This is a genomic window from Aeromonas sp. S2(2024), assembly GCF_041402505.1.
GTDB lineage: Bacteria > Pseudomonadota > Gammaproteobacteria > Enterobacterales > Aeromonadaceae > Aeromonas > Aeromonas media.
Genome location: NZ_JBGLRL010000034.1, coordinates 1 through 22,071, shown reverse-complemented (window position 1 = coordinate 22,071; position 22,071 = coordinate 1). Strand labels below are relative to the sequence as shown.

The 22,071-nt window shown below is 62.5% G+C and carries 16 protein-coding genes, 1 tRNA gene and 2 rRNA genes; 6 read left to right on the top strand and 13 right to left on the bottom strand.

Going from position 1 to position 22,071, the window contains the following annotated elements; translation table 11 throughout:
* Window positions 1-70 precede the first annotated feature (70 nt).
* The 3 genes from ACB039_RS20225 (at window position 71) to ACB039_RS20215 (ending at window position 3,817) form a co-directional block, all read left to right on the top strand.
* Window positions 71-1,648 (top strand): ABC transporter ATP-binding protein, encoded by a 1,578-nt coding sequence (locus tag ACB039_RS20225; protein ID WP_161506747.1) that lies wholly within the window; start codon window positions 71-73, stop codon window positions 1,646-1,648.
* An 82-nt stretch (window positions 1,649-1,730) separates the two neighbouring features.
* Window positions 1,731-2,849, top strand: coding sequence for an ABC transporter permease (locus ACB039_RS20220; protein WP_371166309.1), 1,119 nt, complete (start codon window positions 1,731-1,733; stop codon window positions 2,847-2,849).
* A gap of 2 nt (window positions 2,850-2,851) precedes the next feature.
* Window positions 2,852-3,817, top strand: coding sequence for an ABC transporter permease (locus ACB039_RS20215; protein WP_042648473.1), 966 nt, complete (start codon window positions 2,852-2,854; stop codon window positions 3,815-3,817).
* 77 nt (window positions 3,818-3,894) lie between these two features.
* Here the strand turns inward: ACB039_RS20215 and ACB039_RS20210 are convergent, their stop codons facing one another.
* Entirely contained in the window at window positions 3,895-5,076 is a 1,182-nt protein-coding gene (locus ACB039_RS20210; RefSeq protein WP_371166308.1) for a M28 family metallopeptidase, read from the bottom strand.
* Between the two features lie 411 nt (window positions 5,077-5,487).
* On the bottom strand, window positions 5,488-6,393 hold the full coding sequence (locus ACB039_RS20205) for a LysR substrate-binding domain-containing protein (RefSeq protein ID WP_161506745.1): 906 nt from the start codon (window positions 6,391-6,393) through the stop codon (window positions 5,488-5,490).
* Between the two features lie 119 nt (window positions 6,394-6,512).
* Between ACB039_RS20205 and ACB039_RS20200 the strand changes: the two genes are divergently transcribed.
* Window positions 6,513-7,640, top strand: coding sequence for an S-(hydroxymethyl)glutathione dehydrogenase/class III alcohol dehydrogenase (locus tag ACB039_RS20200; RefSeq protein WP_205642753.1), 1,128 nt, complete (start codon window positions 6,513-6,515; stop codon window positions 7,638-7,640).
* Between the two features lie 52 nt (window positions 7,641-7,692).
* Window positions 7,693-8,547, top strand: a complete 855-nt coding sequence (fghA, locus tag ACB039_RS20195) for an S-formylglutathione hydrolase (protein WP_371166307.1) — start codon at window positions 7,693-7,695, stop codon at window positions 8,545-8,547.
* A gap of 81 nt (window positions 8,548-8,628) precedes the next feature.
* Here fghA and ACB039_RS20190 read toward each other — a convergent pair whose 3' ends face one another.
* A complete protein-coding gene (locus ACB039_RS20190) occupies window positions 8,629-9,351 on the bottom strand; it encodes a head GIN domain-containing protein (protein ID WP_041206640.1) in 723 nt (240 codons plus the stop codon).
* A gap of 307 nt (window positions 9,352-9,658) precedes the next feature.
* Here ACB039_RS20190 and ovoA point away from each other — a divergent pair, with 307 nt between their 5' ends.
* The gene (ovoA, locus tag ACB039_RS20185) at window positions 9,659-11,842 is read left to right on the top strand and encodes a 5-histidylcysteine sulfoxide synthase (RefSeq protein ID WP_371166306.1); all 2,184 of its coding nucleotides are present in this window, start codon (window positions 9,659-9,661) and stop codon (window positions 11,840-11,842) included.
* 58 nt (window positions 11,843-11,900) lie between these two features.
* Here the strand turns inward: ovoA and ACB039_RS20180 are convergent, their stop codons facing one another.
* The 10 genes from ACB039_RS20180 to rrf (ACB039_RS20135) all read right to left on the bottom strand — a co-directional run.
* Window positions 11,901-12,872: a bile acid:sodium symporter family protein gene (locus ACB039_RS20180; protein WP_371166305.1), complete on the bottom strand. Its 972-nt coding sequence runs from the start codon at window positions 12,870-12,872 to the stop codon at window positions 11,901-11,903.
* 211 nt (window positions 12,873-13,083) lie between these two features.
* Entirely contained in the window at window positions 13,084-14,520 is a 1,437-nt protein-coding gene (locus tag ACB039_RS20175) for an amino acid permease (protein ID WP_371166304.1), read from the bottom strand.
* Between the two features lie 165 nt (window positions 14,521-14,685).
* Window positions 14,686-15,024, bottom strand: coding sequence for a tRNA-binding protein (locus ACB039_RS20170; RefSeq protein ID WP_371166303.1), 339 nt, complete (start codon window positions 15,022-15,024; stop codon window positions 14,686-14,688).
* Window positions 15,025-15,137: 113 nt separating this feature from the next.
* Window positions 15,138-16,583 (bottom strand): amino acid permease, encoded by a 1,446-nt coding sequence (locus tag ACB039_RS20165; protein WP_371166302.1) that lies wholly within the window; start codon window positions 16,581-16,583, stop codon window positions 15,138-15,140.
* Window positions 16,584-16,686: 103 nt separating this feature from the next.
* A complete protein-coding gene (locus ACB039_RS20160) occupies window positions 16,687-17,142 on the bottom strand; it encodes a beta-galactosidase subunit beta (protein WP_371166301.1) in 456 nt (151 codons plus the stop codon).
* Complete coding sequence (ebgA, locus tag ACB039_RS20155) at window positions 17,139-20,213, bottom strand: beta-galactosidase subunit alpha (protein ID WP_371166300.1); 3,075 nt, start codon at window positions 20,211-20,213, stop codon at window positions 17,139-17,141. Before ebgA ends, ACB039_RS20160 begins: the two co-directional genes overlap by 4 nt.
* A 320-nt stretch (window positions 20,214-20,533) precedes the next feature.
* Window positions 20,534-21,499 (bottom strand): transcriptional regulator EbgR, encoded by a 966-nt coding sequence (gene ebgR, locus ACB039_RS20150; protein WP_042650291.1) that lies wholly within the window; start codon window positions 21,497-21,499, stop codon window positions 20,534-20,536.
* Window positions 21,500-21,654: 155 nt separating this feature from the next.
* Window positions 21,655-21,769, bottom strand: a 5S ribosomal RNA gene (rrf, locus tag ACB039_RS20145).
* 22 nt (window positions 21,770-21,791) lie between these two features.
* Window positions 21,792-21,867, bottom strand: a tRNA-Thr gene (locus ACB039_RS20140).
* A gap of 106 nt (window positions 21,868-21,973) precedes the next feature.
* Window positions 21,974-22,071 (bottom strand): 5S ribosomal RNA (gene rrf / locus ACB039_RS20135); the annotation flags it as partial.

The window sequence follows — 22,071 nt, the reverse complement described above, 5'->3', positions numbered from 1 at the left end:
ACTCTCAACCCAGACCGGCCCGCACGGGCCGGTTTTTAGTCTCTACTTCATGACCCGCAAGGACTGCATCATGGACCAGACAGATCGCTATGCCATCGAATTAAGAGGTATCGATAAGCGCTTTGGCGAGGTTTACGCCAACAAGCAGATCGACCTTCAGGTTCGTAAAGGCAGCATTCACGGCATCGTCGGCGAAAATGGCGCCGGCAAGTCGACCCTGATGAGCATCATCTACGGTTTCTACCACGCCGACAGAGGCGAGATGCTGATCGACGGCAACCCCTTCAAACCCCATGGCTCCCAAGATGCGATTGCCGCAGGCGTGGGCATGGTGCACCAGCACTTCATGCTGGTGAACAACTTCACCGTGCTGGAGAACGTCATCCTCGGCGCGGAAAACGGCTGGCACCTGGGCAAGAGCCTGGCGGCGGCCGAGAAACTGCTCGGCGAGCTGGCCCGGGACTATGGTCTCGAGGTGCCGCTGCACGAGAAAGTCGAGGATCTGCCGGTGGGCCTGCAACAGCGGGTCGAGATCCTCAAGGCGCTCTATCGCGGCGCCCGCATCCTGATCCTCGACGAGCCCACCGGGGTGCTGACCCCGCAAGAGGCGGATCACCTGTTCGAGGTGCTCAAAAAGCTGCGGGATCAGGGCGCGACCATCATCCTCATCACCCACAAGCTGCGGGAGATCCTGGCCATCACGGATCAGGTCTCCATCATGCGCCGGGGGGAGATGGTGGCCCACGTCGCCACCAAGGATACCGACAAGGAGCAGCTCGCCGAGCTGATGGTGGGCCGCAAGGTGCGCCTCAAGGTCGACAAGGGCACCGCCCAGCCGGGCGAGGCCAAGCTCAAGGTCGATGGCCTCTCTTACGTCGATGACGCCGGGGTGGAGCGGGTCAAGTCCGTCAGCTTCGCGGTGCGCGCCGGGGAAGTGGTCGGCATCGCCGGGGTCTCCGGCAACGGCCAGTCCGAGCTGCTCAGCCTGCTCGGCGGCATCCTCAAGCCCAGCAAGGGCAGCTTCACCATCGCCGGCGCCCAGAGCCACGAGGTGAGCCTGAGCCATCCGGCCGATCCGGAGCGGGTGCGCAACTTCGGCCTCGGCCACATTCCGGAAGACCGCCACAAGATGGGGCTCATCAATCGCTTCGAGGCGAAAGAGGCCTTCATCCTCGGTTATCACCGCCGCCCGCAATACAACAAGGGCTGGCTGCAGGACAAGGAGGCGATCCGTCAGGATTGCCAGGCCAAGATGGAGAAGTGGGACGTGCGCCCGCCGAGCCCGGAGCACAAGACCGCGAACTTCTCCGGCGGCAACCAGCAGAAGCTGGTGATCGCCCGGGAAGTGGAGCAGGACCCGGATGTGCTGCTGGTCGGCCAACCGACCCGGGGCGTCGACATCGGCGCCATCGAATACATCCACCAGCAGATCATCGCCATGCGCGACAAGGGCAAGGCGGTGCTGCTGGTGTCGGTGGAGCTCGACGAGATCATGAGCCTGTCTGACCGTATCCTGGTCATCGCCGATGGCCGCATCGTCGGCGAGCTGGATGGCGCCAAGGCGGATGAGCGCACCATAGGTCTGATGATGGCAAATATCGTTCCCGACGAGGTGGCGGCAAGCCAACCCGAAGGAGCCGCATCATGAACCAGGTATCCTGCCGTGAAACATGGGGTCTGATGATGGTCAACACACCAGTGCCTGACGAGATTGCCAAGGAGGCCCACTGATGAGCCAAGTACGTATTCCTGCCTGGATCTCCGTGGGCGTGCTGCCCGCGGTCAATATCCTGCTGGCCTTCCTGGTGTCGGCCATCCTGTTCTACTACCTCGACATCAATCCGATCGATGCCGCCGAGATCATGTGGTACGGCGCCTTCGGCACCGGCGAGGGGATAGGCTTTACCCTCTACTACGCGACCGGCTTCATCTTCACCGGTCTGGCGGTGGCGGTGGCCTTCCACGCCGGCCTGTTCAACATCGGCGGTGAGGGGCAGGCCTATATCGGCGGCCTGGGTGTGGGGCTGGTCTGTCTGCTGCTAGGGGACGTGCTGCCGTTCGCCCTGCTGCTGCCGCTCGCCATCATAGCAGGTGGCCTGTTCGGCGCGGCCTGGGCCTTCATCCCGGCCTGGCTGCAAGCCAAGCGGGGCAGCCACATCGTCATCACCACCATCATGTTCAACTTCATCGCCGCCTCCCTGATGGCCTACCTGCTGGTCGACGTCTTCAAGCCGCCAGGATCCATGGCCACAGAGAGCAAGGTGTTCGCCGTGGCGAGCTGGCTGCCGAAGATGAGCGAGCTGGCGGCCGGTTTCGGTGTGGAGATGCCGAACAGCCCCCTCAATATCAGCTTCGTCTGGGCGCTGATCTGTGCGGCCCTGGTGTGGATCTTCATCTGGCATACCCGCTGGGGCTACGAGATCCGCTCGGTCGGCGCCAGTCAGAGCGCCTCCGCCTATGCGGGCATCTCCTACCCCAAGGTGGTGATCCTGGCCATGGTGATCTCCGGCATGCTGGCGGGCTTCTTCGCCCTCAACGTGCTGCAGGGTGAGCTGCACCAGATCAAGCTCAACTTCGTGGAAGGCTTCGGCTTCACCGGCATAGCGGTGGCCCTGATGGGTCGCAACCACCCGGTCGGCGTCATCATCGCCAGCCTGCTGTTCGGCTTCCTCTATCAGGGGGGCGCCGAGCTCAGCTTCGAGTTCGGGGTGGATCGCAACATAGTGGTGGTGCTGCAGGGTCTGGTGATCCTGTTCTGTGGCGCCCTCGAGCACATGCTGCGTCCGCGCATCGAGCAGGTCTACCTGGCCTTCGCCAACCGCTCAGCCGCGCAAGTCAAAGGAGCCTGACCATGTTCGAAATGCTGATTTTGATGCTGGATGCGACCATCCGTACCGCGCCGCCGCTTATTCTGGCCGCGATGGCGGGCATGTTTTGCGAACGCTCCGGGGTGGTCAACATCGCCCTGGAAGGCAAGCTGCTGGCGGCGGCCTTCGCCAGTGCGGCCGCCGCCGCCGTCTCCGGCTCCGCCTGGATTGGGCTGGGTGCCGGGGTGGGGGTGTCCATCCTGTTCGCCCTGCTGCACGGCTTTGCCACCATCACCCACCGCGGGGATCAGGTGGTGAGCGGCATGGCCATCAACATACTGGCGGCCGGCCTGACCGTGACCCTCGGCCGTTACTGGTTCGATCAGGGCGGTCAGACTCCGGCGCTCTCCGGCGATGCCCGCTTCGCCCCCATCGATCTGCCCTTCGCCAAGGAGCTCTATGACGTGCCCGTCGTTGGCCAGCTCTACAGCGAGCTGCTGAGCGGTCACTCCCTGCTGGAGTACGTGGCGTTCGCCGCCGTGCCCCTGGCCTGGTGGGTGCTGTTCCGTACCCGCTTCGGCCTGCGGCTGCGGGCGGTGGGCGAGGCCCCGGCCGCGGTCGATACCGCAGGTATCTCCGTGGTGCGGATGCGCTACACGGCGCTCATCATCGGCGGCCTGCTGGCGGGGATCGGGGGCACCTATCTGGCGGTGGCCCAGACCGCCCAGTTCATCCCCAACATGAGTGCGGGCAAGGGCTTCATGGCGCTGGCGGCGCTGGTGTTCGGCAAGTGGCGTCCCTGGAACGCCATGGCGGCCTGCCTGCTGTTCGGCTTCCTCGACGCTGTCGCTATCCGGTTGCAGGGGGTCAGCATAGGCGACTTCCCGATCCCGGTGCAGGCCATAGAGGCGCTGCCCTACATCTTGACGGTGTTCCTGCTCGCCGGCTTCATCGGCAAGGCGGTGGCGCCCAAGGCGCTCGGCACCCCCTACGTCAAGGAGCGGGAATAGCTTTCCGCCCATACCCAAAATGCAAGAAGGCCCACGACTGTGGGCCTTTTTTTGCGTGCATCATCGCCCCTGGCGCCTCAGTTTATCTTGCCCATCTCGATGGCGAAGCTGGTGGCAAGCTGGGCGAACTTGAGGGCGTGGGCAGCCGAGGGATCCGAGTTCTGCAAGGTGTCCTGGGCGGTGTGGATCTTGGGGTTGTAGTCGTTGAAGCGCGACTCGAACGGCATGGCGGCCGGGTAGCCCTGATTGTGCCAGGAGGCGTGATCCGAGCAGCCGTAACCGCAGCTGTCGTAGCCGTATCGGATCTGGGGCAGATAGGCGTCGAGCAGTTGGGCCAGATAGCCGGTCAGCCCCTGGTCGGTGTAGTCGGTCATGAAGACAATGTCTTCCGCCGATCCCTGGTAGTTGGTCATGTCCAGCTGCAGCGCCGCCAGCACCTTGGTGTTGGTCGCCTTGTAGCGGGTGGCGATGTCCTTGGAGCCGCGCAGCCCCACCTCTTCCGCCGCATAGCCAATGAACTGCAGGGTGCGCTCCGGCTGGCGACCCTGCTCGGCGATGACCCGCAGCACCTCGGTCAGGGTGGCGATGCCGGAGGCATCATCGTCGGCGCCCGGTGCCAGGGTGCGGCTGTTGGGTGCGGAGCCTGCGGTGGAGTCGAGATGACCGCCGAGCACCACCACTTCGTCCGGGTAGCGGCTTCCCTTGAGGGTCAGCACCACGGATTGCTGCGGATAGCCGCTGTGCTTGACCCGGCTGACGCTGGCCCAGGGCAGGGTCGCGCTCAGACTCTGCCACTGGCCGGCCACCCAGTCCGCCGACTGCACCCCTGTGGTGGTGGTGTAGTAGCGGTTGCGCCAGCTCGAGAGCTGGCTGATGGTGCCGACTATCTTGCCCTGATCCAGATGGGGCAGCAGCCGGTTGACGCTGGCCCCCTGGGTCAGCGGCGGGGCACTGAACAGGTTCTGGCTGATGGGCTGGGCCATGCTCTGCAGGGCGTCGGCCAGGGTGCTGTGCACCACGTAACCGCCGCAGCGCTGATGGCCTTCGTGCATCAGGTGGGAGAGGGTGCCGAGCTCGCTCGCCTCGACCTGAGCCAGCTGGACGGGGGCGCCGCTGGCACTGAACAGGGGGGCCAGCTTGGCCTTGACCTGCTTGAGTTCGACACCGCTGTCGGCTCCAACCGTGATCCAGACGGGGTCGGCGGCCTGCACGGCGAGGGGCAGCAGGGGGAGCAAGAGGGCGGTCAACAAGGGTTTCATATCGGATCCTTCCAGATAGAGTGGCGGGCAAATGTGCCAAATGGGTGTCATAAGACGACTGGTCCAGTCTAGCCAAGGAGGCTGACCGGCGACTTTGCCCGTCTGGTGCGGCCGTCCCCCCGTCCGGTGGGGGCCGCTGCAGGATCTGCTGTCTACTGCGTCGGTATCAGGGGAGCGGACGGAGCTTTGTGCTGGCGAGGGGGTTCCACAGGGCGTGGCCGCCGGACAGGACGATGACAGCCCAGGCTGGGTGGCTGACAAAGGGAGCCAAACTGTGCCATATCGGCACGGATAGCCGAGGGGGCATCCATGATGACGCCCCTTGCAGCGATGACCTGCTTCAGGACTGGCCTTCCAATACCCAATGGAGACAGCGCCTTTTTTTATGAGGCGCGTGTTGTCATCCGGGCGTCAGCCTATGGGGCGCACCAGCGCCGGCTGGGCGGGATCGCTGAGCCGTTCGGCGAGGTAGTCCACCAGCAGCCGCACCTTGGGGGAGAGGTGGCGATTGTGGGGATAGAGGGCCCAGATCCCCTCCTCTGGCGCCCGCAGCTCCGGCAACAGTTCGATGAGATCCCCCCGGGCGAGGTGGTCGCTCACGTAGTAGTCCGGCAGCTGGATGATGCCGATCCCCTTGAGGGCCGCATCCAGCAGGGCGTGGCCACTATTGCAGTGGAGCAGGCCGCGCACCCGCACGCTGTGGGGACGACCGTCCAGGGTGAAGTGCCACTCGTCGCCGTTGCCCACCAGACAGGTGTGACGGGCCAGCTCCGAGAGGCTGTTGGGGATGCCGTGACGGGCGGTATAGGCGGGGGAGGCACACACATAAGGCACCCGCTGGGCCAGCTTGCGGGCCACCAGGGTCGAGTCCTTGAGGTGGCCGAGACGGATCGCCAGATCGAACCCCTCGTGCACCAGATCCAGCAACTGGTTGGTGAGGTTGAGGGTCACCTCCAGCTGGGGGAAGCGCACCATGAAGTCGTTCACCAGGGGGGCGATGCGACTCTCGCCATAGGAGACGGGGGCCGTGATGCGCAGCGACCCTTGTGGCACCGCCTGATGGCGCCCCAGAGCCAGTTCCGCCTCGTAGAGGTTGTCCAGCAACTGACGACAGTGACGAAAATAGATCTCGCCGAGCTCGGTGAGCCGCACCTGACGGGTGGTGCGCAGCAGCAGCTTGGCCTGCAACCTGTCTTCCAGCTGCGCCACCTGACGGCTGACCTGCGCCACCGACACCCCCAGCTTGCGCGCCGCCGGGGTAAAGCCCCCCTGCTCCGCCACGCTGACAAATTCACAGACCCCTTCCCAGCCGAACATTATTACCTGTGTGTAAAAGTGATTTGATATTTAGCCTTATTATCACCAAATCGGCGGGAAACTACACTGAATGTCCGAACTCATTTCCGTTCACCCACACAACCACGAGGACATCATTCATGGCACAGGTTCAGAGCATCAAGTGTAAAGCCGCCATCGCCTGGGGACCGGGTCAGCCCCTCTCCATCGAAGAGGTCGAGGTCATGCCGCCCCAGGCTGGCGAGGTGCGGGTGCGGATCGTCGCCACCGGCGTCTGCCACACCGATGCCTTCACCCTCTCAGGGGAAGATCCGGAAGGGGTCTTCCCCTGCATCCTGGGCCATGAGGGGGGTGGCATCGTCGAGTCCGTCGGCGAGGGCGTCACCAGCGTCAAGGTCGGCGATCACGTGATCCCGCTCTACACCCCCGAGTGCGGCGAGTGCAAGTTCTGCAAGTCCGGCAAGACCAACCTGTGCCAGAAGATCCGCGCCACCCAGGGCAAGGGGCTGATGCCGGACGGCACCACCCGCTTCTCCAAGGATGGCCAGCCCATCTATCACTACATGGGCACCTCCACCTTCAGCGAATACACTGTGCTGCCGGAGATCTCCATCGCCAAGGTGGACCCGGCCGCGCCCCTGGAAGAGGTCTGCCTGCTGGGCTGCGGCGTCACCACCGGCATCGGCGCCGTGATGAACACCGCCAAGGTGAAGGAGGGTGAGAGCGTCGCCATCTTCGGGCTGGGGGGCATAGGCCTCTCCGCCGTCATAGGCGCCCGTCTCGCCAAGGCCGGCCGCATCATCGCCATCGACATCAACGAGAGCAAGTTCGAGCTGGCCCGCAAGCTGGGCGCCACCGACTGCATCAATCCGAACGATTACGACAAGCCCATCCAGGAGGTGATCGTCGAGATGACCGACGGCGGCGTCGACTTCTCCTTCGAGTGCATCGGCAACGTCAAGGTGATGCGCGCGGCGCTCGAATGCTGCCACAAGGGCTGGGGCGAGTCGGTCATCATAGGCGTGGCCGGCGCGGGTCAGGAGATCAGCACCCGTCCGTTCCAGCTGGTCACCGGCCGGGTCTGGCGCGGCAGCGCCTTCGGCGGGGTGCGCGGTCGCAGCGAACTGCCGAGCTATGTGCAGCGCTACATGCAGGGTGAGTTCAAACTGGACGACTTCATCACCCACACCATGCCGCTCGAGCAGATCAACGAGGCGTTCGATCTGATGCACGAAGGCAAGAGCATCCGCACCGTCATTCACTACTGATCCCATGAGCGCCCCGCCCATCGATGGATGTGCGGGGCAGAGGAGTTCGTCGATGAATCTGGACATCATCAGCAGCAACAAGAGCTTCGGTGGCTGGCACAAGCAGTATCGCCACCGCTCCACCGTGCTCGACTGCGAGATGCGCTTCGCCATCTATCTGCCGCCCCTGGCCCTCACCGGCCAGAAAGTGCCCGTGCTCTACTGGCTCTCCGGCCTCACCTGCACCGACGAGAACTTCATGCAGAAGGCGGGGGCCCAGCGCATCGCCGCCGAGCTCGGCATCGCCCTGGTGGCGCCGGACACCAGCCCGCGCGGCGAGGGGGTACCGGACGACCCCGGTTACGATCTCGGCATGGGGGCCGGCTTCTATGTCAACGCCACCCAGCACCCCTGGCGGGCGCACTACCAGATGTATGACTACGTCACCCGGGAGCTGCCCGAGCTCATCGAGACCCACTTCCCGGTCTCGACGAGACGCGCCATCAGCGGCCACTCCATGGGGGGCCACGGGGCGCTCATCGCCGCATTGCGCGAGCCCGGCCGCTACCGCTCGGTGTCGGCCTTCAGCCCGATCAGCCACCCGAGCCGCGCCCCCTGGGGCCAGAAGGCGCTCGGTGCCTATCTCGGCAACAACCCATTGCTGTGGCAGGAGTGGGATGCCTGCCAGTTGCTGCGCCACCACGACTGCCAGCCCCTGCCAACGCTGGTGGAAGTGGGGCTGGACGATCCCTTCCTGACAGAACAGCTCGGCATCGACGCCCTGGCCGAGATAGCGGCCGCCAAGGCCTGGCCGCTGGAGCTCCATCGCCATGCCGGCTATGACCACAGCTACTACTTCGTGGCGAGCTTCATCGAGGCGCACCTGCGCTTTCACGCCAGCCACCTCGGCGACCCGGCCCGGAAGTGATGCGAGCCACAGGCCTGCCAAAACACATCAAAAAAGGCCCTGCGGGGCCTTTCTTCTATTGCTGGTTTTCATCGCAGGAGCTCAGCTCCCCAACCGGCTCACCTGACCCGAGCCCGCGATCTCGCTCTTGAGCTCGGGATCCCCCCAGTAGTTGACCGAGCCGGCGCCGGCGATCTCGATCTTGAGCCGCTCCTGCACCCTGAGTTCCACCTCGCCGCTGCCCGCGATATTGACCTCGGCCTCCTGGCTCAGGAGCCGAGCCCCCAGCACGCCCCCCGAGCCCGCGATGTTCAGCTCCATGGCCCTGACCGAGCCCTCCCCCAGATCCAGGTTGCCCAGACCGGCGATGTTGCCCTCCAACCGGTTCATCTCCAGCCCGCTGGCGACGATGTCACCCGTGCCCGCCACCGACAGCACCAGTTCATTCCCCTTGAAGTCATGCAACTCGCCATTGCCGGTGCCCGCCAGCGCCAGCTCATGGAGCTCGGGCAGGGTGATGGTGATCTCCAGCGGCTCGCTGGGGGCCAGTCGATAACCCTCCTTCACCTCTATCTCCAGCTTGTCGTCTTTCTCGCTCAGCTCCAGGTAGGGCAACAGGTTCTCCTGCCCCCGGATATGGATGCCGCGCGCCTCCCCCGCCACCAGCTGGATGTTGGCAGGCACCCCCGCCAGTACCCGGGTCACCTCCCGGCCCAGGGGGTGCTGCTGCTCCACCAGGGCCCCGGCCCCGCTCACCTTGACGTCATCCTGCCAGCTGCAACCACCCAGCCCCAGGGCCAGCACGGCTCCCATCATCCATTTCATCGCCACTCTCCTCGTTGTATGTTGGCAAACGCGATTCTTGGTCCGCGCAGCCTGGTGAAGGGGCAATTGCAAACCACATGCCATAGAACCAAGACTATGATTTTCAACTAAAAATCATATTTCATGTTCACTACACCCTTTATCTTTGAGAGCCATTCAGACCATATGTTGGTCAAACTCACCATACCCGAACGGGGGGATCCTGCCTGCTGACAGGGTTGCCCACAGCCGGGAGAGGAAGTTTTTGGTTGCCGCCCCGGTCTGTTGAGCCAATAGTGATACCTTGTGCGTATAGAGCTCTCCACCGATGCATTTGTCACTGCCTACAAGGAGTCAGAGCGTGACCCAAGTCAGCCACCCATTCGCCAGCCCAGGCGACCTGCCAGCCCCGACCCGTACCCTGCGGCTCGACGGCGACGATCCCGAGCACAAGCGTCACGAGCTGCTCAACTACTTCTGTCAGACCTTCGATCTCTACGACAGCCTGTTTGACTGCCTGGCCGATGAGCGGGCCTGGTTCAACAAGGCGATCCCCCTGCGCCACCCCCTCATCTTCTACTACGGCCACACCGCCGCCTTCTTCGTCAACAAGCTGCTGGCGGCGCGCCTCATCGACAGCCGTCTCGATCCCCGCATCGAGGCCATGGTCGCCATCGGCGTGGACGAGATGAGCTGGGACGATCTCGACGAGACCCACTACGACTGGCCCAAGGTCACCGAATTGCGCAGTTATCGGGCCAAAGTCCGCACACTGGTTTGCGACTTCATCCGGCGGATGCCGCTCACCCTGCCCATCGACTGGCAGAGCCCGGCCTGGGTCATCCTGATGGGCATAGAGCATGAGCGCATCCACCTGGAGACCTCCAGCGTGTTGATCCGCCAGCTGCCCCTGGCCTGGGTGCAGCCACAACCTTATTGGCCCGCCTGTACCGAAGCACGCCATCGCCGTGACGAGGTGCCCACCAACGGCTTGCTGCCGGTGGCGGGCGGCCGGGTACGGCTCGGCAAACAGGACGCCACCTACGGCTGGGACAACGAATATGGCGAGCGCCACATCGAATTGGCCCCCTTCCAGGCCAGCCGCATGCTGGTGAGCAACGCCGAGTACTTCGAATTCGTGCAGGCGGGTGGCTATGAGACCCGGGCCTGGTGGGACGACGAGGGCTGGGGCTGGTGCCAGTATGCCAGGGCGCGCATGCCCAGCTTCTGGGTCGGTGACCCCAGCGAGCCCGAGCAACTGCAACTGCGGCTGATGACCGAGCAGGTTGCCCTGCCCTGGGACTGGCCGGTGGAGGTAAACCAGCTGGAAGCTGCCGCCTTCTGCCGCTGGAAAGCGGCCCAGACCGGGCTGCCCATCCAGCTGCCGAGCGAGGGAGAGTGGGCGCTGCTGCGCGAGCAGGTGCCCGGGGATCAACCGGACTGGTTGGAGGCACCCGGCAACCTCAACCTGGCCCGCTTCGCGTCGTCCTGCCCGGTGGATGCCTGCCCCCAGGGCAGCTTCTTCGATCTGGTGGGCAACGTCTGGCAGTGGACCAGCACCGCCATCGACGGCTTTGAGGGGTTCAAGGTGCATCCGCTCTACGACGACTTCTCCACCCCCACCTTCGATGGCAAGCACACCCTCATCAAGGGCGGCAGCTGGATAAGCACTGGCAACGAGGCGCTCAAGTCGTCCCGCTACGCCTTCCGGCGCCACTTCTTCCAGCATGCGGGCTTCCGCTATCTGGTCTCCCGTTATCAGGAACCCGTTATCGTGAATCCTTATGAAACCGACGCGCTGGTGGCGCAATACCTCGACTTCCAGTACGGCCCGACCCACTTCGGGGTAGCCAACTACGCCAGCACCCTGGCCAGCCTCGCCAGCGAGCTGTGCAGCAACCACCAGCGCGCGCTAGACATCGGCTGCGCCACCGGCCGCGCCAGCTTCGAGCTGGCCCGCCACTTCCAGCACGTGGACGGGGTGGACTACTCGGCCCGCTTCATCGACGTGGCGCTCGCCCTCGCCAGCCAGGACAGCTTCCGCTATGCCCTGCCCCTGGAGGGGGATCTGGTGGAGTATTGCGAGGCGCGCCTCTCCAGACATGATCTCGGCCGCGAGCAGGCCGAGCGGGTCCACTTCAGCCAGGGGGATGCCTGCAACCTAAAGCCCAGGTACGAACACTACGATCTGGTGCTCGCCTCCAACCTCATCGACCGGCTGCGGGAGCCCGCCCGCTTCCTGCGCGACATTGCTCCCAGACTGCGCAGCGGCGGCCTGCTGGTGCTCACCAGCCCCTACACCTGGCTGACCGACTACACCCCCAAGGCGAACTGGCTCGGCGGCATCCGGGAGAACGGCGAGGCCCTCTCCACCCATCAGGCGCTGCAACGGCTGCTGGCGGCGGAGTTCGAGGAGCTGTGCCCGCCGAGAGACGTCCCCTTCGTCATCCGCGAGACAGCCCGCAAGCACCAGCACACGGTGGCCCAGCTCACCGTCTGGCGTAAACGCTGACTACGCTGCAAACGAAAGAGGGAGGCCCATGGCCTCCCTCTCTTTATATCCGGGCGTCTTATCCCTCCTGGACCTGGGGCAGGGCCTCCTGCTCGCGGTAGCGGCGGGCCAGCACGGCGCACACCATCAGCTGGATCTGGTGGAAGATCATCAACGGCAACACCATGACCCCGACGCTGGCGGCGGGGAACATGACGTTGGCCATGGGCACACCATTGGCGAGGCTCTTCTTCGAGCCGCAGAAGACGATGGTGATCTCGTCCGCCTTGTTGAAACCGAGGCGGCGGCTGATCCAGACGTTCCAGCAGAGCACCAGGGCCAGCAATACGCAGCTCAGCAGCACTATGCTGGCCAAGTCATACCAACCTACCTGATGCCAGATCCCCTGCACCACGGCCTCGCTGAAGGCCACATAGACCACCAGCAGGATGGAGCTCTGATCCAGCTTGCTGATCATCGGGCGGTGGCTATCGACCCAGCGGCCGATAAGCGGGCGCGACAGATGGCCCACCACAAACGGCAGCATCAGCTGCACCATGATGGCCTGAATGGAGTACCAGGTGTCGACCCCCTCCCCCTGCACCTGGATCATCATCCCCACCAGCACCGGCGAGAGAAAGATGCCGAGGATGCTGGAAGCCGAGGCGCTGCACACCGCCGCCGATACATTGCCCCCCGCCATGGAGGTGAAGGCGATGGCCGACTGCACGGTGGCAGGCAGGGCGCACAGATAGAGGAAGCCGAGGTAGATGGCCGGGCTCAGCCAGTGGGGCACCAGCGGCGTGAGCAAGAGCCCCAGCAGCGGAAACAGCAGGAAGGTGCTCGCCATCACCACCAGATGCAGCCGCCAGTGGCCCAGGCCCGCCAGCAGGTTCTGGCGCGACAGCTTGGCGCCATGCATGAAGAACAGCAGCGCCACCGCCAGCTTGGTCAGCAGAGCAAACCAGACGGCCACCTGGCCCTCGCAGGGGAAGAAGGAGGCCAGGGCCACCACCAGAATCAATACAGAGGTAAAGGGATCCAGACGCACGAGCGGTCTCCGGTGAAAGCAGATCCCGTCCCCTCGCGGGGCCGGTGATCGGGGACGACAGGAAACACAACAGGAGCTGTGGCACAGCTCCTGTTGAAACGAATCCCCAGCTTACCCCGATAAGCGGGAGGCGCAAAGTTGAGCGACTCCCCTTTATCTGCCGGAAATTAAGCAAGCCGGGCTGGCCACCGGATCCGGCCAGCCTTGCGCTTCAACTCTGCTTGGCCAGCTTGCCGCCAGCTCCGCCGGTTGCCAGCTTGCGGGCCTGCCGCTTCTCGAAGCGGGAGATCCACCAGTAGGCCAGCGCCGAGAAGACCGCGGTCATAAAGACGTTGATGAAGAAGGCGCGCACCAGATCTACCCCGGCCGGGAAGGCGGAGGCGCTCATGCTCACCACGAAGATGGCGATCAGCACCGAGACCACCGCCATGCCGAAGGTGCGCGATCCCATGCGGAACTCGCGGGGGGTGTCGTCATGTTTCCAGCGGAACACGAAGTAGGCCACCATGATGAAGATCGGCGGCAGCATGGCGGTACCGGCGGTGAGGTTGATGGCGGTGTTCATCATCTGCTGCACCGACTCCGAACCAAAACCGTTGACCACCAGCATCACGAACACGAAGGCAAACTGCCACCAGGCGGCGCGTACCGGCACCCCGTGCTGGTTGAGCCGGGTGGTCTTGTCGCCGTAGACACCCTGGGGGATCTCGGAGAAGTGGATCTTCACCGGCGCCGAGGTCCACATCATCATGGAGCCGAACATGGCGATGAAGAGCACCACCCCGACCGCGCGGCCCACCAGGGTCTCGGAGAGCCCGAAGTACTGGGCCATGCCGGTGAAGATCTCCACCATGCCGCCGGCATAGGTGAGGCTCTCTCGCGGCACGAACACGTTCACTAGCAGGGAACCCAGCGCATACATGGCTCCTATGACCACACCGGCGATGATGATCACCTTGATGAAGGACTTCTGGCCGCCCTTGACGTCGTTGAGATAGGCCGCCGCCGTCTCGGCACCGCCCGCCGCCTGGAAGATCCAGCACATGATGCCGAGGGTCGCCCAGTTGACGGTGGGGGTCATGGCCTCCAGGGTGATGGGCTGGGCCGCCACATGGTCACCACCGAGCGCCATCAGGGCACCCAGCACATAGATGGCGAACAGGGCGAAGACGCCGTAGGCCACCAGTTCGGCAATCTTGCCGAGCCAGCTCGCCCCCTTGGTGGAGATATGGGTCGCCGCCGCAAACAGCACGATGGAGATGATCGAGGTGACGGTCGGCGAGAAGCTGTACTCATAGCCCAGCATGGCGTAGGAGGCGTAGGCGATGACGTTGGGCAGCAAGGAAACGAACCAGAACAGGTTCACAAACCAGTAGAGGAAGGAGCCCAGATAGGCCATCCGGGTGCCGAGCGGTTTTTTCAGCCAGTCGTACATCCCCGACTCGGAGTTTTTATTGGCCGAGACGAACTCGGCGATGATGAAGACGAACGGGATGAAGTAGACGAGCGTGGCCAGCAGGAAGATGGGGGCCGAGCTGAGCCCCAGCTCGATGTTGTTGTTGACGATGTTGCGCACGTTGAACACGGCGGCAAAGGTCATCGACAACAGGGCAAACTTGCCTATGGTGCCGCGTACGGATTCAGACATATGTCCTCCAATGGACTCGCGCTCCCTGCGGGTAACGCTGTGACTCTGTGATGTGTTCAGCAAGGGTCTGTCGGCCCCGCGCTTTACTCTCTTGTTATGATCGGGCCGTTTGGACGGCCTCGTTGGTGAACCGGTGCAGTCTCCCGCACCGGCTCGCAATACCAGTCAGACGATCGGAGTGCCCGGCGCCATCGGCACCCGGGGCTGCAACAGCACGCTCTGGCTCTCGTCCAGGGTCTCGGCGCACAGCAACATGCACTCGGATCGCTCGCCGCGCATCTTGGTGGGCTTCAAGTTGGTCAGCACCACCACCTCGCTGCCCATCAGTTCCGCTTCGCTGTAATGGGGCACCAGGCTGGTGACGGTCTGCAGCGGCCGCTCGCCCCCCACGTCGATCTGGACGATATAGAGTTTGTCGGCCCCGGGGTGGCGCACCACCTCCAGCACCTTGCCCACCCTCATCTCGACCCGTTTGAATTCGGCAAACTCGATCGTCTCGCTCATTCCTTTCTCCTTGTGTCCGGTTCTTGTGCTCAATGGAGCAACGGGTAACGGGTGGCCGCAGCCACCCGGTTGATCTCTCCTGGCCACGGGGGCCGGTTTGGTCAGGGTTATCGTCAGGATGCCCGGACGGAAATCTGGCTGGTCGGCTGGGCCTCTTTCACCCGCGCCTCAGCACTCAGGGAGGCTTCGTAGCGGTTGTATTTCCACCAGGCAAAGCCGAGGAAAATCACGATCCCGCCGACGTTGTAGAAGATGATGGTCATGATGTCGGCGCCGGTCGGGAAGGTGGAGGCGAGGAAGCCCACCGAGAAGATAGCGATCTGCACCGACACCACGGCGATGCCGGTGGTGCGCGAACCCATCTTGAAATCACGCGGCAGGTGATCCAGCTTCAGGCGCAGATTGAGGTAGGCCAGCATGATGAACAGCGGCGGCAGCATGGAGGCGGCAGCGGTCATGTTGATGACGGTGTTCATCAGATCCTGCGCGGTGTTGGAACCCAGGGTCGGGATCACCATCAGCGGCAGCACGATGAGGAACTGGATCCAGGCTGCACGGGCAGGCACGCCATTCTCGTTCAGCTCGACCGTCTTCTTGCCGAAGATGCCGGCCGGAATTTCGGAGAAGAAGATCTTCACCGGAGTCGCCGTCCACATCAGCAGGGAGCCAAACATGGCGGTGAAGGAGACCAGCCCGACGAAGCGGTTCATCAGCACGGTGGGCAGACCGAAATGGGCCGCCAGTCCCTCGAACACCTGCACCGAGCCACCGGTAAATTTCAGGGTGTCGCTATGGACAAACACGTTGATCAGCAGGGAGGCGATGGAGTAGAGCACACCAATGAAGAGCCCGGCGACGATGATCACTTTCACGAAGGATTTGGAGCCCCCTTTCACGTCATTGACGTAGACCGCCACCGACTCGGCGCCACCGGCTGCCATAAAGATCCAGGTGGTGATGCCGAGGAAGGCCCAGCTGAAATCGGGGACCATGACTTCGACCGTGATGGGGTCGGCCGGTTGTACACCACCGACTAACGCCACACCTGCCAGCAGAATGTAGGAGAGGGTCAGCAGCAGCATCAGAGACGAAGTCACCGAGGTGATGGGGCCAAGCAGCTTGGCGCCATTGGTGGAGACATAGGTGGCGAAGGCAAACAGCACCATGCTTAAGAAAGTGGTCGCCAGCGGGGTGAAAATGTATTCGTAGCCGAGGAAGGCATAGGAGGCGTAGGCGATCACCCGCGGCAGCAAGGAGGTGAAGAAGAAGAGGTTCACGAACCAGTAGGTGTAGGCGGAGATAAAGGCCCAGCGCCCGCCGAGGGAGCTCTTCACCCAGGCATACACCCCCGCTTCGGAGTTTTTGTTCAGTGACACAAACTCCGCAATGATCAGGCAGAACGGAATGAAGTAAAAAAGGGTGGCCAGAAAGAACATCGGGGCCGAGGCCAGACCGATTTCGATGTTGTTGTTGATGACGTTGTTGAAGCTGAATACCGCCGCGAAGGTGAGCGACAGCAGACCAAATTTGCCTATCGTATTCCGTTTGGAATCAGACATGGTGCATCTCCAGACCTGTAGTTATTGTCTGCCAAAAGGCGGGGCATGAGTTGTAGGGTGGCCCCGCCCTTCCGGCTTTTATCAGTGCAAAAACAGCGGCGTGTTATTTGTTTTTGAAGTAGCCGCCTTCGACCGTGACCTTGATGATCAGCTTGCGCACAGGGGCATCGCCTGCGAAGCGGTAGGCTTCGTCGTTCTCGAAGATCACCACCTGACCCTTGCCGACTTTCAGGCGCTCACGCACCTCACCGGCCAGCCACTCGCGGTCTCTGGTGTCGTCATAGGCCTGCTCGACCTGCAGCTCGCTCTTGGCAGCCCACTCCACCGTCTCTGTCCCTTCCAGGTAGTAGTGAACGTCGAAGTAACGGCGCTGCCCCTCGAACAATGAGGTGGCCGGGCTTGCCCCCTCCTGCAAGCGGTAGGTGAGGGAGTCACCAATGGAGTGGCAGATGCCGGGCTTGAGGTTCGGCAGGTTGTTGATGGCCTCTACGCAGCGGCCCCACTTCTTGCCCTCCCGGTAGATATTTTTGAACTGGGTCAGGTTGCCTAAGGTGATCATGCGAGGTTCCTCCCGCCGTTGATGGTGAGATCGAGCCCGGCCAGCGCAGCCGGATTGAGGTTGCCACGGGCGATGGGTAGCAGGGTCAGGCCGAAGCTGAATGGCTCGAAACGCACTCGCCAGGAGTCCAGCACCTCGGAACCCCAGGAGTTGGAGCCCAGCCCCAGCACCTTGTGATCCAGATTGAGGGTGAGATAACCGCAGGGCTCCAGCTCGTTGATGTGCTGCGCCGCGTGGATATGCTCCCAGCTGTAGGGCCAGACGCTCAGGTTGATGGGGGCATCCGGCCGCACGTAGAGACCGGCGCCGTGACGGTTGGTCAGGGTCGCCCAGCGCACCTGCTGGCGGTTGCCGTTGTCCTGCGGGAAGGGGTAGTGCTCCCACATCTCGCCGACTGTGCTCTGGAAGCTGTCGATCCAGTTGCTCTGGCGGCTGTCCTGATAGTTCTCGCCCGGCCCCATGCCAAGGTAGTGCACCCGGTCGAGATCCTGACGAATGCCCAGCTCGAAGCCGATCTTGGGGATGATGTCGTCATAACCGCCGTAGGGTTGACCGGACAGTGCCACATGCAGCTGGCCGTTCGGGCTCAGGGTGTAGACGTAGCGGCAGCGCATGCCGAAGTCGAACACCGGCGGCGCGATCAGGCTCTCGACCGTCACCTCGACCGCCTCGCCCAGCTGACGCCAGCTCAGGGTGCGGAAGTGCTCCTGCATGATCTGCAGGTGGTTCGGGTGCCACAGGCTCTCGTACTCCTGCTTGTGGTTGTCGATCATCGGCTTGAAGAAGGTGAGACGCGGCGCGCGCTCGATAAGCTCATTGCCATCCTGCTGCCAGCTCACCAGCTTGCCATCGAGACGCGAGAAGCGCAGTGCAAAGCCGCTGCCGCTCAGGGTCAGGTCAAGCCGTTCATCGGCAATCTGCAACGGGGTTGCGTTGGGATTGGCAAAGGGCTGCAGCTGACGAGTCGACTCTTTCAGCTGGAGCTGATACTGACCCAGCTCATGCTCCGCCGCGCTGTAGCGGGTGGCACTGGCCTTGATGACCCGCAGCTGGACGAAGGTTTCCCGCCCATCGAGCGCGGGCAGCTCGAGTTGCAACTCGGTGGTGGCACCGGGAGCAACCCCTTCCAGCCGGATTTGCTGGCTGGCCAGCAGTTCGCCCTCGGCCTTCACTTCGACCAGCAGACGGATGTCGTCGAGATTGGAGAACCAGTAGCGGTTTTCCACCGCCAGCTTGCCACTCGCCAGATCCAGCGCCCGCACCTTGACCGGGCAGATCACCTGCTTGTATTCGCGCAGGCCCGGCCCCGGGGTCTGATCCGGATAGATGAGGCCATCCATGCAGAAGTTGTAGTTGTTGGGGTAGTCGCCGTAGTCGCCGCCGTACTTGTAGACGGGGCGCCCCTGCTCATCCTGATCCAGAATGCCGTGATCGCACCACTCCCAGATGTAGTGGCCCTGAATGTGAGGATGACGGTCGAACACCTGCTGGTATTCACTGAGGCCACCCGGGCCATTACCCATGGCGTGGGCGTACTCGCAGATAATGCGCGGCTTCTCCATCGGGAACTCGCCGAAGCAGTTCATCTGGGAGACGCGGGAATACATGGTGCTCACCACATCCACCACCTCGGCATCGCGATCCTCTTCGTAGTGCACCAGCCGGGTCGGGTCGATCCCCTTGCAGCGCTGGTACATGGCTCTGATGTTGCAGCCGTAGCCGGACTCGTTACCCAGCGACCAGATGATGATGGAGGGGTGGTTCTTCTGGGCGTGCACGTGGCGCTCGATGCGATCCACGAACACCGGCTCCCAGAAGGGGTCGTCGGTGATGCGGCTGAGATCGCCGACGTTGGCAAAGCCGTGGGTCTCCACGTCGGTCTCCGCCATCACGAACAGGCCGTACTGGTCGCACAGCTCGTAGAAGCGCGGATCGTTCGGGTAGTGGGCGGTGCGCACCGAGTTGAGGTTGTGCTGTTTCATCAGCACGATGTCGCGCTCCACCCGATCCATGCCGACCGCGCGGCTCTTGAGGTGGTCGTTGTCGTGGCGGTTCACCCCGTGCAGCTTGAGGTAGTGGCCGTTGACGTAGAAGAGGCCATCCTTGACCTTGATTTCACGCACCCCGACCCGCTGCGGGATCACTTCCAGCAGCTCGCCCTGACCGTTGTAGAGGGAGAGTTGCAGCTGGTAGAGGTAAGGGTCTTCGGCGCTCCACAGATGGGGATTGGCCAGATCCAGCGTGAAGCGACAATCACACTTGCCGTCAATGGCGAGATGGTCGAGCGAGCCGCTGGCGATCTCGCGGCCCTGATCCAGCAGCGACCAGACCAGACGGTGATCCCGAGCAGCCGCCCCCAGGTTCTCGAGCTGGATATCGCAGCTCAGGGTGGCGCTTTGATTGTCCTCGGCCAGCGCGGTGCGGATGAAGAAATCCTGCACATGGGCGGCCGGTTTGCCCACCAGATAGACGTCACGGAAAATCCCCGCCATCCACCACATGTCCTGATCTTCGATATAGGTGGAATCGGCCCACTGCATCACCCGCACCGACAGCAGGTTCTCGCCAACCTTGGCGTAGGCACTGATATCGAACTCAGCGGTGAGGCGACTGCCTTTGCTGAAGCCGACATAGTGGCCGTTCACATAGACCTCGAAGTAGGTCTCCACCCCGTCAAACTTGATGATCACCTGCTCGCCATCCCAGGCCGGGCTCAGCGTGAAGCTGCGCTGATAGGCGCCGGTTGGGTTGCTGGTCGGTACGAAGGGCACGTCGATGGGGAAGGGAAAACCTTCGTCGGTGTACTGCAGATTGCCATGTCCTTCCATCTGCCACATGTTGGGCACGGTGATCTGGCCCCAGTCGCTCATGGTGCTGTGATAGAAGGCTTCCGGCACCTGCAGGGGGTGGTCGAAGTAGTGGAACTGCCACTGACCGCTAAGGCCCAGAAAACGGCGGCTCAGCTCGCGCTGCATGGTGGCCGCCAGCGCGTGGTCGGCATAAGAGAAGAAGTAGGCACGCGGAGCCAGCCTGTTTTCACCAACGAATTGGACGTTTTCCCAGTTATTCACATGTCCTCCCGGAACAAGGCAACGTTAACTGGGTAAACTTTAGATAAACATTTACTAAATATCAGTTTTGGATCGATAAAGTTTTAACCTGATCACAATGGCTGGATGGTTTTGTGAGCGAGATCAGAATCGGAGGATAAAAGGGGATAAAGCAGGTAGTGATGGCATGGATGTTGATAAATGCAGCCAAAAAATGGCTAAAACCACTGTAAAACAATGCATTATGCATTTATCAGGAGAAATAAGGGAGAGAATGATGAAGGGATAAGGCCGCGCCACCGCAAGATGGCGCGACTAAAACAGGCTTTATTTTACTAAAATCAACGAGTGGTGCCACGCAGAGTCAGGCGACTCGGCACCAGTACCCGAAGGGGAATATCACGCTCGTCACGCAGCCGTTCGACCAGTAGATTGACCCCCTGGGAGCCCATCAACTCGGAGTGGATCCGCACAGTGGAGAGCGGCGGGAAGGTGAACTTGGCGGTCGGAATATCGTTGACGCTGATCAGCTCAATCTGCTGGGGAATCGCCAGCCCCCTCTCGTGGATGGCCCGCAGCACCCCAATGGCGATGGAGTCGGAGGCGACGAACAGCGCCTTGGGCCAGTCCCCTGCCAGCATCTCTTTGGCCAGCCGGTAGCCGGAGGCGCTGGAGAAATCCCCGCGATAGAGATCGCTCTCCTGCACCACCCCCAACCGCTGACCGTAGTCGAGGAAGGCCAGTTCACGGAGATCCGGCGCCTCATCCTGACCCCCTATATAGCCGATGCGGCCATGCCCCTGGGCGATGAAGAAGTCCACCACCTGCTGGCTGATGAGCGCCAGATCCACATCCACGGAATCAAATTCCCCCTGGGAGCGGCAATCCACGAACACCAGCTGGGCAGAGAGAGAGTGGAGCGCTGCCAGGCGCTCCTCGGGCAGGTGGCCGATGACCAGGATGCCGTCGACGGCGGAGAGCTCACGCCCCTCGGCACCGTTGTAGAAATGGGTCAGCTCTATGTTGAAGCGGGCGCACTGGGTCTCGATGCCGTAGCGAATGGCGAGATAGTAGGGGTCATTGACCTCTGTGCTCTGGGGGTAGGCATAGACCGCCAGAAAGTGCAGCTTGCTCTTGTGCACCCCCTTGCGGGCGCTACTGGTCTTGTACTCCAGCCGCTCGGCAATCTCGAAGATCTTCTGCCTGGTTTCTTCCTTGACGCTCAGCGTCGGATCTTCATTGAGCACCCGCGACACAGTGGCCTGGGACACCCCCGCCTCCTGTGCAATTTCCTTCAACGTGGCCATGCATACTCCTCTGGCGATGACTCCCGACAATACCTGACCAAGAGTAACGGGCAAGCCGCTGACAGCCCAGCATTTTTACTAAAAGAAGCCGGACTGCATCGAAAAAATCCCAAAGCAAAAAGGCCTCCCGAATGGGAGGCCTCTTCTAAATAGGTGCCTGACAGTGTCCTACTCTCGCATGGCGAATGCCACACTACCATCGGCGCTACCGCGTTTCACTTCTGAGTTCGGCATGGGATCAGGTGGTTCCACGGCGCTATTGCCGTCAGGCAAAAGCTGTATTACTTAATAATGGTGCTGATACCCAGAGTCGAACTGGGGACCTCATCCTTACCAAGGATGCGCTCTACCAACTGAGCCATATCAGCACACTAACCGGTAAAGACCGCACTGTGTGCGCTATCTAAATCTTCTGTCCAACACAACCTGACGTTGTATCGCGACCAACTACATCGCTGTAGTTGCTTAATTGAAGCCTGGCAGTGTCCTACTCTCGCATGGCGAATGCCACACTACCATCGGCGCTACCGCGTTTCACTTCTGAGTTCGGCATGGGATCAGGTGGTTCCACG